Consider the following 13,013-nt stretch of genomic DNA (forward strand, 5'->3'; position numbering starts at 1 on the left):
GGGGTTTTCATCTATGACAGCAATCACCATGGGATTACCGACGAGCAGGGCAACCTACTGAATCCGCCTGAACCAGTTATTATTGGAAACCATGCTTGGATTGGCGTTGATGCAATCATACTTAAACGCATGATGTTCCGTCAAGATGTGCCGCGGTAGGGAACCAAGCTGTGGTAATTGAGGAGAATATTGACTGGAAGTGATCAAAAATGAGTGAACATGTAATTATATTTATACAAGCATATAATGCGGCAGAAACGTTAAATCGTGCGATTGAAAGTATTCTCAACCAGACAAATAATAACTTTACACTTTATGTACTTGACAATGGATCTTTAGACGATACAAGAACAGTAATAATGAATTATGCTGGTCGAGATAATCGTATTATACCTATGATAAGGGACAAAAATCATTTACTTGATACCGATAAAACTTTGCCATTGATTACTTTTATTGATCAAATCAAATTTCAATATCCAAGTTCCTGTTATTTTGTGAATTTGGATGCCGACGATGAATATTCTGTGGATTTCCTTGAAAAAATGATTGACTTCGTTACCGAAAACAATCTGGATATCGCTACGTGTGGGACTGATTGGATAGATGAAAAATCAGGTAAAATTATTAAGCATAAGCTACTTGAAAAAAATATTATTCTTGATGGTCAGGATTTTGCAGAACAGTTTCCGATTTATCGGAACTTTATGGTAACAGTTTGGGGGGGCGTTTATTCTCTTGAACTTTTACAAAAATGCGATCTTGTATGGTTACGCAATGCCAAGTATTTTACAGACACTGCTTTTTGCATGGAAGCGTTTCGCCGTTCAAAACGCGCGGGAGTCCTCGCAGAAAGTTTGCATAGATATTATATTTCACCCAAAACTGTATCAAACCAATTTAACACCGATTGGTTTCAGGAATGTAAGTATCTCCATAATATCAGTGTCGAATTTCTTCTCGATTATGGTGAGATAAGCAAGCAGAATCAGGACTATCTTGATGTTCTTTTTTTAATTCTAATCAAGTATATCCTTCCTAGAATACAAGGCGCTAGCATTGACTTGTCAGAAAAGCTTAAAAGTCTAAATGAAATTTTCTCTGATGATATGACAAGGCATATTCTTAGATATTGGGATGAAGTCGGTATTTATTCCAACAAAGATGAGTTCCTGTATGAAATCAAAGAATGGATAACAATGCAGGATGGATGGGAGAAAGAGTATTCAACTGTAGAGAATATCATCTCATCCATGAATGTTTAAGGAAATGGGTGAAAGCATTTTATGGGTTATGATTCTTATATAGGTGTGATAGAAGAAAACGTGTCTTTGTGACAGTGATGAAAGGAAATGGCATAAACATCTTTTAGATGTTGAAATTCTGTCATTTGACGAAGCAATCTGAAATTTTCCAGATGCAATTTTCTTCGTGGCAATGTGGATTGAAAGGATGAGGCTATGGAACGAGATAATCCGCGCAAACGCATTTACATCAAAGCCTATATCGACAGGAATCTCGGAGATGATTTAATGATTTGCGAGTTTGTGGAAGCTTTAGGCTCTGATTATGAGCTGTATTTGAGTTGTCCTGCGGATTTTCAGGATTATTACCACGCTCTGTTAGGTGACAAAGTGAAACTCACGGAGCTGCCTTTAAGAAAAATTCACAAATTCGGGTTGGGCTTCTTTGCTTTGATTGTGTCGTTGGGTGGTTCTACGCTTATCGGTCGACGTATGAAAGGGTGTTATTACCGCTTTATTAACTGGTTGTATTTGGGCGTACTATCAATATTCGGTACAAAATTTGCTATTATTGGCTGTAATGTGGGGCCGTTTTCAAGCGCACTTACCCGTGCCTTTGTCAAACTGGAATTGCGCAGTGCCCACATCATAACCTGTCGAGATAAACCATCTTATTCCTTTATTAAAAGTGCTATTGCCGCAAAAACCCACCTATGGTCTTTTGATGACATATTAGCAGATACTGCCAGCCGTCATCGCATTACAAGCAACTCTGTAAGCGATAAATCACCTTTGGGAGTGGTTGTGCATTGCCAAATGAGTGAGCAGGCTACTCAGAAGCTTATGCAAACAATTTTGCAAATACATACGGATACTGGTCGCGGATCGGTACTGTTTGCTTTTGATTCTGGTATTGCTCAGTCGGATGTGGTGATTGCCAACAATATTTATAAAGAACTACGTGATGCAATGCCGATAAGTGTGTGTATTTATGAGGAGCGCTGGAACGTATTGCGTGAAATGGCCCAATGTTGGAAAGTAATCGTCGTTCGTTTCCACGGTTTAGTTTTGGCGTTGTCATTGGGTTTGCCGTTTATATGTATTGCTTATAATAACAAACACATTGATTATCTCCATAGTATTGGTTACAACGGCAAACTCTTTACTTTGACCGAATTTGTTCAGACAGATGTGGCGGAAATTGTTGCGGCAATAGAAACCGCGAAGGCTGAATTATATGTCGCCTCGCACAACTCAGACCAACATTTTGCCAAGGTGCACGATTTTTTGGAAGGGAGATTACCCAATGTATAACGCTGAGGGAAAGTTTGTTTTGCGCCGTGCCGTACTAAATATAACATATCGGTGCAACTTGCGCTGCAAGCTCTGCGTAACGGGCGGTCCGCGCTACAAAGTAGCACCGCATTACTCCTTTAACTATCTGGCTGAAACTATGCATCGCTTTTTTAAGATAGTTGATTATGTGGAATGGTATGAACTCAGCGGCGGCGAGCCGTTTATCCATCCCGATTTAGCAGAGTTGATTGACTGCGCTATGTCTTTCAAAAAGCAATTTGACAAACTCCTGATTATCACCAATGGTAGCTTGTTACCGCATTCGGCGGTTATATCCGCTATGCAAAGGCACGCCGCTGATATAATGGTGTTTATCAGCGATTACGGTGAGCTTTCATCCAATGTCAAAGAATTGACAGAGTTGTTATTATCGCTGAACATTGATTGCAAAATCAAATCGTACCACGGTGACAACCAATACTTTGGCGGCTGGGTTGATTATGGCAGTTGGGAAAGACGTAACGACTCGCCAACTGATTTAGCCGCAAAATTTAAGCGGTGTGGTGCCAGTAAAATGCAAGGGATATTCACTACTCACGCCGGAACTATGCACTGGTGCGTTCGCAGTGCCAAGGGCTTAGTCGTTGATAAGCTGATTCCTGAAGAGGCATCGGACTATATCGATTTGTTTGACGACGCGCTTTCCGTTGAACAACAGCGCTCGAAGATTGTATCTCTGTTCAACAAACCGTATATCTCGGTCTGTAACTATTGCGATGGCGATGGCGACAACGCCCAACGGCGTTACCCGGCAGCGGAACAATTGTCATAGCAAAAATTATTCCCGAAGGAGATGACCCATATGACTGCTGATAGAATCAATTTGCATATCCTCAACCTAACTGTAACACTCCGCTGTAATTTGCGTTGTCGGCTCTGCGTTGCCGATGTTTCCAAGTATAAGCCGCAGCCGCATTTCGAGTTGGATTATTTGCGAGATTGCATCGACAAATGCTTCAGCATAGTTGATTATGCTGACCGTTTCCAATTATCGGGCGGCGAACCTTTCCTACATCACGACTTAGATAAAGTTATCACCAAGGCGATGACCAAATCTGATCAATTCGGCTTTTTGGGCCTTTTTACCAACGGGACAATAATGCCGCCACAAGAGTTGATAGACCAAATCCTTGAATACAATTCCGCAGAAAAGTTTATGTTTTATATCTCGGATTATGGGGTTCACTCACCCAAAGCTCAAGAATTGAAAAGCATTTTGGACGAGGCGGGGCTGCCTTATGACATCAAGGACTATTCGGGTGAAGCACAGCATTTCGGGGGTTGGGTGGATTATGGCGATTATCAGTTTCAGAATCGCACAACCCTGGAAACGGCAAAAGTATTTAACGATTGCGCCGTCAATCAAGTTGGGGGCATATGGGCTTGCCGATTTGGTCAGATACATCGTTGCACCCGCTCCGCAAGCGGCATCAGTTTAGGGCTAACTCCGAACGACACATCGGATTATATAGACCTGTTTGATAATTCGCTCACAGTCGGACAGCAGCGCGAAAAAATGATGGCTCTATATGCGAAACCATATATATCGTGTTGCGGCTATTGTTCGGGTGATTTCGGTTCGGAGACTGCCGATCGATACCCTGCTGGGGAACAAATAGGGTAAGGAGCTAATCAATGATGACACAGGAGAGTTTCCATATGGCAAAAGCGGCTATCAACATGACAATTGCTTGTAATCTCAAGTGTCGGTTGTACCAGACATACGCGCCATATTACAAAAAGCCATACCATCCGTCGCCAGAGATATTGTGTCGGCAAATGGATCGTTTTTTTTAGATTGTTACGAGCGTCGACCAGCTGTGCTTTTCGGGAGGGAGTTTTTTATTAGACGGGATGCCGCCCCAATATTAGAACATCTGTATAGATACAACGACCGCATCCTAAAGGAAATACTTGTTATCAGCAATGGCAGTATTGTACCAAGTGCGGAAACGGTAACAGCCTTGAAAGATTTGGCGGCAAAGTGAGGGTAATCGTTGATTATTATGGGGCTTCTCTTTCACCTGCGACTGACGATATTATGGAGGCGCTTCAGGATATTAAGACGGAATAACGGGATCAAACGAATGGTAAATATTTTGGCGGTTGGATTGATTTTAGGAATTTCGAGATGCGCTATACAGAGGAGGAAGCAGCCAAGAAATTTCTTGATTGTGCCGACGCTCAAAAGTGGCGAACTATATAATTTTGACAGAAGGCGGAAAGATATATCCTTGCGAAAGGCTCAAATGGCTCATAAAGAACGGAATCTCAATTAAGGATGATGAATTTGTTGATATATTTGATGAAAGCGAAACGATAGATGAAAAAAGGAGAAAAATCAGAGGCTTTTATCAAAAAAACTTTAGTTCTTGCCTTCGCTGTGATGGTCTTCGTGATAACTTACCGCGATATGACGCGGCGGAGCAAATGACGAATGTGGAACATTATTTCACGGCATTCGCGTCATCGCTCCTCGTGAAGTGTTATTGCACGACTATGATTTAATCCTCATAGCCTCGCGGACATATAAGGACGATATGCTTAATACCCTACGTGAGAATTTGGGGGTTCCAGAGAACAAAATTGTCAGCGATTTATTTCAACCAGAAGAGGAGTGCTTGTCGATTCGACGAGACTGGCTTGAACAAATGGATTCTCATTTTCGGACCCAAAACATTTTGGGGAGTATAGCGGAGTGCGGAGTTTACAGAGGGGAATTCGCAGCATACTTAAACGCGCATTTTCCAGAACGAAGGCTGTATTTATTCGATACTTTTGAAGGCTATGATTCTCGTGATGTGGATTTGAAAAGATAAAAGATAATAATGAGCCTTTAGTTTCGTATGGCGGATGTGCGACCTCTATTGAGAGGGTTTTGTCGATAATGCCGCATCCGGACGTCTTGGAGATTAGACAAGGATATGTGCCGGACACTTTTGAGGGGTGTGACGATACTTTCGCTTTTGTAAATATTGACTTTAATCTTTATCTACCCACCAAGGCGGCATTGCGATTCTTTTGGCCAAGAATGGCCACTGGTGGAATCATATTATGCCACGATTACTTTCCGACAGTATGCAGAGATACACAAGGAAGAAAGCACCCGTTCATCTCATGTCCAGGTATTGCCAAAGCCTGTAATGAATTCGCTATGGATTACGGCTTACGATTTGTGCCTTTTGCCGACAGATTGAGCGTGATGTTTTTGAAATTGTGAGCCATAACATTACGAATGGGAGTTTTCAAAATGCCTAAAGTGATAATCTATATTCAAGCTTTGAGCGCAGAAAAAACTTTAGCGCGCGCCGTTGACAGTATACTCAGTAGAATTACCAAGACTGGGTTTGCTATTTGTGAGATAATGGCTCGATCGACGGTACTCGGTCTATCAATTCCTGTATGAAATTAAAGATTGGATAAAAATGCAGGATGGATGGGAGAATGAGCGTTTAACTGTAGAGAATAACATCTCATCCATGAATGCTTAAGGGAATGGGTGATAGTATTTTATGGGTTATTATTCTTATATAGATATGATAGAAGAAAAAATAATTAAAGAAAAAAGGGATGTTATCATCTATGGAGCTGACGCTGATGCTTTACTTATAGTACAAGCACTTAAACATCGCCATAATATAAAGCCGGCGTGTCTTTGTGACAGTGATGAGAGAAAATGGTATAAACATCTTTTAGACGTTGAAATTCTGCCACCAGATGAAGCAATCTCAAAATTTCCAGACGCAATTTTCTTCATAGCAAGTGGCTTTTATAAATTTCAAATAATAGGAATACTGATATCAAGCGGAAAAGTTTCTGCAGACAGGATTCTTAATTATGAGCCGATCGAGAAAAGGAGATCGTGCATTTATTTGGAATCCTACTTAGTTTGTGCCGGGCACAAGCTTAATTATTGTTGTTCGGACTTTGGTAAAAACAAATCTCCCTCCATTGTATTTAAAGGGGATTATGGATTAGCTGCCGAAGAGTTTATTACGTACCGTGATCAGCTGATAAACGATTTGAATAGTGGTGCTTCAACTCCGTGTGATGGTTGCCCCAGTATAAAAGAGGATTGGTATCCTCTTGAACGTAAAATAATTATTCTTAATGATGGAGAAGAAGGAATTTGCAATTTCAATTGCTGTTATTGCAAATCACCCGCAAAAACTTCTAGGAACGTTTCAAATGATATAAACATGCAAGAGCTGCTAAGCATCTTTAAAGCACGCAACCTTCTATCGCAAGAACTGCATACGATCATTTCCTGCGGCGAAATCTGCGTTAATCCGCGGCGAACTGAAATATATGACTCTATCAGTCAATTGCGTAATACCTTTTGTACGAATGCATCAATTTGGGATCAGAGAATAATGCAGCTGCTCGAACTTGGAAACACTGATTTGATTGTAAGTGTTGATGCTGGAACAAGAAGTACTTTCGAGAAAGTAAAAGGTTATGACTTATTTCACAAAGTATGTGATAATTTAAGGCGGTACAACAGCAATGGCAGAGTTAGATTAAAGTATATCATTTTGCCGACAATCAATGATAATGAAGCCGACATTGATGGCTTTGTTTCACTTTGTAAAGATATTGGGACGAAACTTGTCCAAGTTTCTTACAATTTGTACGCCCCCAAAGAATTGACCCAACGTACAAAAATAATGACAAAGTATTTAATAGAAAAACTAACCGAAAATGGAATAATGTATCGAATTATTTCAGATGTAATCAGTAAATCTCTGACCGGGAGTGGGGAAGCGGGATGAGTAAAGTGATTTTTTATACTCCAGCATTCAATGCCGAGAAGACGCTCCGTCGCACAATCGAAAGTGTACTTACTCAAACACATACGGATTTTGTATACTATCTGCTTGACAATGCGTCGACTGATAACACTAGTAAAATCATAAAAGAATATGCAAAGCGGGACCAGCGAATTGTTCCGCTTTGTAACGCGATAAACTGGGTTGGGAATTGGATTCTGGATGTCATTGAAGGTTACAGTAACGAATGCTATTTATGCGAGCTTGACGCTGATGATGAGTACACACCCGACTTTCTTAAAAAAATGCTCGCGTTTATGACAGAGCATAACCTACAAATCGCTGCCTGTGGTAGTGATTTTATTAACGCAACAACAGACAAGCTTATTGTAAGTCGAAAGCTCGATACAAGCCTCATTTTAGAAGGCGATAAATTCGAAATGAATTTTTCTAAATATTATCAGTTTATGCGTTCTATATGGGGTAAAGTGTACTCGTTATCAGTTTTCCGTAAACCAAATTACAGAGACTATGAGATATCAGGATATGGGTCCGATACCTATTTCGCGATGAGAGCCTTCCATAACGCGACCCGTGTTGGGATACTAGCAGAATCACTGCATAGATATTATGTTTTTCCAAAATCCGTTTCATATCAGTTAGACGAAAATCGTATCACATCTGACAATGCTCTTTTCGATGCCACCCGTGATTTTCTTATTTCAAAATGCGGCATTGTCAGTCAAGAAAACTTGAATTTCCTATATCGCGTGTATCTCAATGCTATCCAGGATACAGTAAATGTTCTTCAGAATGAACAAATGCCCGTTATAAATAAACTTCAAAGACTACTGGATATCTTCCAAAGCAAACATACTCAAGAGCTTATCAAATGGCCTGGTGTGGAAGAACAGAGAAATGATATGTTTAATCAAGTGGTAGTTTGGGTACTCGGCCAAAAGGAAGTTTACAGCGAAAAGGGTTTGGAAATAGCTTCCGACATACTTGCAGCGATGGGTGTGTATCCAACCAAGATTAGCGGTTGGCAGGACTGCTGGACGTTCTTGCTTCTGACAACATTAAAGAACAGGCAGTCAAAAATGGGAGTCGTTCTTAACATAGATGATCAGATTGTTTCTATCACTTCCGCGTTGCCATTGATTGCCGGATTAAATGTTGAGTTTTTAACTTACTTTCGCGATATAGTGTTTTTAATTATGCAACAGGATGAAAAAAAGGCATTAACACAAATTGAAAGTACTATTGCAAAACAAACAAATATACCAGACGAGTACATAGAGGAATTTTTGACACTTGGGGTGAACCTTTCAGCTAAATTGAATTATGCGGAAAGGTTTATTAGCTTTAAGAAACTGAAAATTTTATTGCTTATTGATTTTTTCCGTCTAGATGATGCGAAAGAGGAACTAGCCGACTGGGATGAGATTTTGCCTAACGATATGGATTTCAAGGAATTGAGAGGGCGACTTTTGCAATGAAAGAGTTTTTATTGTACGGACATGGCGGCGCATACAACCATGGTGCGGAGGCAATAGTAAAATGCACTGTTGGATTGCTTAATAGACTATATTCAGACAGCAAAATTATTCTCTCTACTCATTTCAAAGACCAGGATGTTGAGTTCAACATGCCCGTTGATGAATATTGCGAACGTGATCTTTTCTATTTGGAAGCGGATAAGAATTCTTCACAAAAAGGAGTGTATGACGGGCTTATCTATAAATCCGCTCTCGATAAAATAACCAAGGATTCAATTTGCCTGTCAGTTGGAGGTGATAACTATTGTTATGAAAATTGGCGTAAATGGAAGGTGTTTCATGAAACTGCTCTTAAACGTGGAGCTTTGAGCATATTATGGAGCTGTTCCATTGAACCATCAATGATTAATGAGGAAATGGTTAGCACCCTACAATCCCATCATATAATTACAGCCAGAGAATCATTGACATATAATGCCTTAAAGGCTAAAGGGCTTGACAATGTCATGCCCTGCGCTGATATAGCATTTTTATTGGACGCAAAGGAGTGTACTCTTCCTGATAATTTTATTATAGGCAATACTGTTGCGATAAATATAAGCCCCTTAGTCATTCGCCGCGAGAACAATGGCGGAATAATTCTTAGAAATACTGTAAATCTGATTAAGGCTATCATCGGAAATACAGATATGAATGTTGTGTTAGTTCCTCACGTGTTGATGGATACAGATAATGATCTAACGTTATTACGAAATATTTATGATTTGATTGACAATAAAGAAAGAGTTTGCTTTATTAATAAGCAATTAAGCGCAGCAGAATACAAATATATAATATCGAAGTGTCGTTTTGGAGTATTCACTAGAACACATGCGTCCATCGCTGCTTATTCTTCTTGTATACCATCTATTGTTATAGGGTATTCGGTGAAGTCAAAAGGTATAGCAACAGATTTAGGACTTGAGGATTACGTTTTGCCACTTAAGAGCGTAAACGATGATTACTGTTTGTTATCAATGTTTGAAAACGTTGTATGTAATGAACATAAGATAAAGGTTATTTTATCAGATAAGATGTCCTCCTATAAAGAAAAGGCAGAATTTGCTCCGCTTTAGATCGAATGGTTAACCCTGAGCACTCCTGGTGATTAAAGGAACCAGAATATTACCTTGAAGGAGCTAAATCTATGCTGCTTAGTATTTGTATGATTGTAAAAAATGAAGAAAATAATTTGCCAAGATGTTTAAAAAGTTTGGCTAAGATCACAGAATATATTAACTCTGAACTGATAATTGTTGACACAGGGTCTACTGATAAAACAGTTTCTATTGTCAAACAATTCACTAACAAAGTGTATCAACATCCATGGAATAATGATTTTGGGGCTATGCGTAATATCAGTATTGGATATTCAAAGGGAGATTGGATATTGATAATTGATGCAGATGAAGAGGTAGAAGAGGCAGCGGGTTTAATAGAATTTTTAAACTCTACTGCCGTTAATAATTATTCAACAGCAGCTATTACCATAAAGAGTATCCTGGCCGATGGAGAGATAACCCGTTTTATGGATGCCTTGATCCCAAGACTGTTTAGAAAAGAAGAAGATTTTAAATACACCGGAGCCATTCATGAGCAGCCAAAGACGGAAACAACGATTTATTTAGAAACTACCTTCCTTCACTATGGCTATGTTTCTACAGATAAAGATTTAATGGAACAGAAATTTGAACGAAATAGATCTATGCTGAAATCGGAAATTGCGAAAAATCCGGATAATATATATTACAAGTATCAATTGTCAGTTACATACAGAATGCATAGAAATTTTGGGGAAGCTTTGGATGAAGCTTTGGCGGCGTTTAATTTGGTTAAAGAAAAGGGTTTAGACCCTCAGAACTATCTTTATGTCTACAATCAATTGATGATATGTTATATGGATATGGATTTAAATAAAAAAGCAGAGAAAATAGGTATAGAAACGGTAAAACTCGAACCCGAATCGATGGATGCCCATTTTCTGCTTGCAAAGCTATTGGCATCCAGATCATCCTTTCAAGACGCCGAAAACCATTATCTGATCTATTTAAGTCTTGTTAGAGATCATGGCAGAGCGGTTAACGAGTTTAATTCAATGGCCAAATACTTAACCCTTAACTACAAAGAAGAGGCGTATTTAGGACTTTCTGCTTTGTGCCTGGAACTTGAAAAGTATCACAAGGCCTTAGATTATCTGGAAGAGGTTAAGAGTAGCGTTCATCAGGCTGATGTTTTTCAATTAATGATTAGAATTTTAACCGAATCTAAAGATTATGATAAGCTTGTAAAATACTTTGAGAGAAAGGCATTACCCTTGGGCGAGGAAAAAATTACTTTATTTTTAACCTTCCTGGAAGATCAAAAAGCTACTATGGATAAGAAAGAAGAACTGAAACTCGTTGAGTTGTTTTCCCGCGGTAAATACGATTATGCGAAATATAATAAAATGCTATTATCCTATAAGCGTAAAGATTCGTCTTTTGAGTCCCAGTTTCAAACCTTAAAACTCGATCCGGATCCAGATGTTTATCGTGATTTACTATTTTTGCGCATAATATATAAAGTATCCATTATGGAGGAATTGACACGGATAAGTCAAGATAAAGCTCGTCAGTGGCTATCAGTTTTAGAAGGACGGTATGTAAACTTTAAGACCGAGTTAGAAAAATATTTAATGGCCTATCCGGCTGACGACAGCCTTAATAATATCAGAGGTCTAAAACTTCTGTCCCACTACTTGTTGTGTTCTGGAGTTTCTGAAGAAAACTTTGTAGTTATTTTTAAAAACTATATTAGAAACGGCGTTGAATATATTAAAAGAATTTATTCTCAAGAGGTTATTAAGCATGATTTGATTTACGACCTTAAGAGTGATGAGGAGATATTTTTAGTTTATTTATGTCATGCTTTAGATCACCAAGAAGATGATCATGAATACATAAACTATATGAGAAAAGCCTTAAAGTCATACCCAGTAATGCATAAAGGGATTACACTGCTGCTTGAGGAGATTAAGGTCAAACAAGAAGTTCAGGAAAAAAGCAGGAATGAGTTTGAAGAATTCAAGATCATGTTTAAGCGAAATATTCAAACGCTTATAAGTTGTGGATATTTAGTCGAAGCCAAAAACTTAATTACAGAATATGAAAGTATTGTGGAAAACGATTTGGAAATCACACAGTTAATCAAATTAATTCAATCAAAACAATTAGATTAAAGAAATTCAATACTGATGAATTATTATGAATAACGAGACGTATGGAAACATTATCAAACTAGGATTGAACCTAAAATGGACTAAAGCAACCGAGTTTTACTAGACTTCGGTTGCTTTTCTCGTTTTCAATCTTTATACAATCTTTAAAATTGGATGGTATAGTTTATCCATAAGATGCTTATTCATATAAAAGCCGCGCTCTATTCATACCAGGGAGGGGAAACGATGGGAACTCGATGGCTAATTATCAGTTTTTCCATATTCGTGGGTTATCTTGTTATAAGAAACCGTTTGCCTAGAGATGAGTATCCGGTTCAACGGATGATCGACACTATTGAAAACAGTCTAATTATTGCACTTGTGGTATGGAAATTAAGCTTGATTCTTTTCGAACCGATAACTGTTATCACCAACCCTCTAGCTTTACTCTATTTTTCGGGAGGGGAGCATGGAATCTGGTTAGCGGTGGCAATTGCAAGTATCTATATTTATTTTCGTGCGCAGAAGGAACACGATTCAATTTGGGTTTACGGGGATTTATTAAGTATAGGTTTTTTGGCTGCTACAGCAATGTATGCTTTGCTGGATTTGGTTTTACTTAGACAAATGGCATGGGTTCATGGGAGCAAACTTGTCCTTTCTTTACTTATTCTTTTGCTAATATTTCGGAGGAGCAGGACAATCGGCAAACCTGAGCAGCTAAATCAGGGTCTGTTATGGTTTAGTCTGGGGCAAGTGTTTATTCAATTTTTGAACCCGCTCAACCATAATTATTGGCGGGGGTTTTCTCAAGAGCAAATTCTCTATTTAAGCGTCGCTATACTTAGTCTTAGTATTGATTGGGTTGTTGAGAAGAAAAGGCTTTCTTTAAACTAGATGAATATTAGGG

General features: G+C 38.9%; 13 protein-coding genes. All 13 read left to right on the plus strand.

All coding sequences use genetic code 11. The features are described 5' to 3' along the window. Positions 1–209: 209 nt before the first annotated feature. The gene (locus ACPUYX_RS01600) at positions 210–1,265 is read left to right on the plus strand and encodes a glycosyltransferase (protein ID WP_426377994.1); all 1,056 of its coding nucleotides are present in this window, start codon (positions 210–212) and stop codon (positions 1,263–1,265) included. A gap of 195 nt (positions 1,266–1,460) precedes the next feature. Then, positions 1,461–2,558 (plus strand): polysaccharide pyruvyl transferase family protein, encoded by a 1,098-nt coding sequence (locus ACPUYX_RS01605; protein WP_426377995.1) that lies wholly within the window; start codon positions 1,461–1,463, stop codon positions 2,556–2,558. Continuing rightward, positions 2,551–3,372: a radical SAM protein gene (locus ACPUYX_RS01610; RefSeq protein ID WP_426377996.1), complete on the plus strand. Its 822-nt coding sequence runs from the start codon at positions 2,551–2,553 to the stop codon at positions 3,370–3,372. The genes ACPUYX_RS01605 and ACPUYX_RS01610 overlap by 8 nt, the downstream gene beginning before the upstream one ends. A gap of 30 nt (positions 3,373–3,402) precedes the next feature. Then, positions 3,403–4,224, plus strand: coding sequence for a radical SAM protein (locus tag ACPUYX_RS01615; RefSeq protein WP_426377997.1), 822 nt, complete (start codon positions 3,403–3,405; stop codon positions 4,222–4,224). A 79-nt stretch (positions 4,225–4,303) separates the two neighbouring features. Then, positions 4,304–4,588, plus strand: coding sequence for a hypothetical protein (locus tag ACPUYX_RS01620; RefSeq protein ID WP_426377998.1), 285 nt, complete (start codon positions 4,304–4,306; stop codon positions 4,586–4,588). Positions 4,589–5,140: 552 nt separating this feature from the next. Beyond that, positions 5,141–5,419, plus strand: coding sequence for a TylF/MycF/NovP-related O-methyltransferase (locus ACPUYX_RS01625; RefSeq protein ID WP_426377999.1), 279 nt, complete (start codon positions 5,141–5,143; stop codon positions 5,417–5,419). Positions 5,420–5,487: 68 nt separating this feature from the next. After that, entirely contained in the window at positions 5,488–5,820 is a 333-nt protein-coding gene (locus ACPUYX_RS01630) for a class I SAM-dependent methyltransferase (RefSeq protein WP_426378000.1), read from the plus strand. A 30-nt stretch (positions 5,821–5,850) separates the two neighbouring features. After that, positions 5,851–6,006 (plus strand): hypothetical protein, encoded by a 156-nt coding sequence (locus ACPUYX_RS01635; RefSeq protein ID WP_426378001.1) that lies wholly within the window; start codon positions 5,851–5,853, stop codon positions 6,004–6,006. A 106-nt stretch (positions 6,007–6,112) separates the two neighbouring features. Then, positions 6,113–7,372: a radical SAM protein gene (locus ACPUYX_RS01640; RefSeq protein WP_426378002.1), complete on the plus strand. Its 1,260-nt coding sequence runs from the start codon at positions 6,113–6,115 to the stop codon at positions 7,370–7,372. Continuing rightward, the gene (locus tag ACPUYX_RS01645; protein ID WP_426378003.1) at positions 7,369–8,868 is read left to right on the plus strand and encodes a glycosyltransferase family 2 protein; all 1,500 of its coding nucleotides are present in this window, start codon (positions 7,369–7,371) and stop codon (positions 8,866–8,868) included. Before ACPUYX_RS01640 ends, ACPUYX_RS01645 begins: the two co-directional genes overlap by 4 nt. Further along, positions 8,865–9,983, plus strand: a complete 1,119-nt coding sequence (locus tag ACPUYX_RS01650) for a polysaccharide pyruvyl transferase family protein (protein ID WP_426378004.1) — start codon at positions 8,865–8,867, stop codon at positions 9,981–9,983. The genes ACPUYX_RS01645 and ACPUYX_RS01650 overlap by 4 nt, the downstream gene beginning before the upstream one ends. Before the next feature lie 71 nt (positions 9,984–10,054). Beyond that, on the plus strand, positions 10,055–12,124 hold the full coding sequence (locus ACPUYX_RS01655; protein WP_426378005.1) for a tetratricopeptide repeat-containing glycosyltransferase family 2 protein: 2,070 nt from the start codon (positions 10,055–10,057) through the stop codon (positions 12,122–12,124). A 225-nt stretch (positions 12,125–12,349) separates the two neighbouring features. Next, the gene (locus tag ACPUYX_RS01660) at positions 12,350–13,000 is read left to right on the plus strand and encodes a hypothetical protein (protein WP_426378006.1); all 651 of its coding nucleotides are present in this window, start codon (positions 12,350–12,352) and stop codon (positions 12,998–13,000) included. Positions 13,001–13,013 lie beyond the last annotated feature (13 nt).

Source organism: Desulfosporosinus sp. SYSU MS00001 (genome assembly GCF_049943955.1).
Classification (GTDB): Bacteria; Bacillota; Desulfitobacteriia; order Desulfitobacteriales; family Desulfitobacteriaceae; genus Desulfosporosinus.

Bases quoted from the DNA above. Each gene is read 5' to 3' on its own strand.
- ACPUYX_RS01600 (WP_426377994.1), top strand. From the start codon at position 210: ATGAGTGAACATGTAATTATATTTATACAAGCATATAATGCGGCAGAA.
- ACPUYX_RS01605 (WP_426377995.1), top strand. From the start codon at position 1,461: ATGGAACGAGATAATCCGCGCAAACGCATTTACATCAAAGCCTATATC.
- ACPUYX_RS01610 (WP_426377996.1), top strand. From the start codon at position 2,551: ATGTATAACGCTGAGGGAAAGTTTGTTTTGCGCCGTGCCGTACTAAAT.
- ACPUYX_RS01615 (WP_426377997.1), top strand. From the start codon at position 3,403: ATGACTGCTGATAGAATCAATTTGCATATCCTCAACCTAACTGTAACA.
- ACPUYX_RS01625 (WP_426377999.1), top strand. From the start codon at position 5,141: ATGCTTAATACCCTACGTGAGAATTTGGGGGTTCCAGAGAACAAAATT.
- ACPUYX_RS01630 (WP_426378000.1), top strand. From the start codon at position 5,488: ATGCCGCATCCGGACGTCTTGGAGATTAGACAAGGATATGTGCCGGAC.
- ACPUYX_RS01635 (WP_426378001.1), top strand. From the start codon at position 5,851: ATGCCTAAAGTGATAATCTATATTCAAGCTTTGAGCGCAGAAAAAACT.
- ACPUYX_RS01640 (WP_426378002.1), top strand. From the start codon at position 6,113: ATGGGTTATTATTCTTATATAGATATGATAGAAGAAAAAATAATTAAA.
- ACPUYX_RS01645 (WP_426378003.1), top strand. From the start codon at position 7,369: ATGAGTAAAGTGATTTTTTATACTCCAGCATTCAATGCCGAGAAGACG.
- ACPUYX_RS01650 (WP_426378004.1), top strand. From the start codon at position 8,865: ATGAAAGAGTTTTTATTGTACGGACATGGCGGCGCATACAACCATGGT.
- ACPUYX_RS01655 (WP_426378005.1), top strand. From the start codon at position 10,055: ATGCTGCTTAGTATTTGTATGATTGTAAAAAATGAAGAAAATAATTTG.
- ACPUYX_RS01660 (WP_426378006.1), top strand. From the start codon at position 12,350: ATGGGAACTCGATGGCTAATTATCAGTTTTTCCATATTCGTGGGTTAT.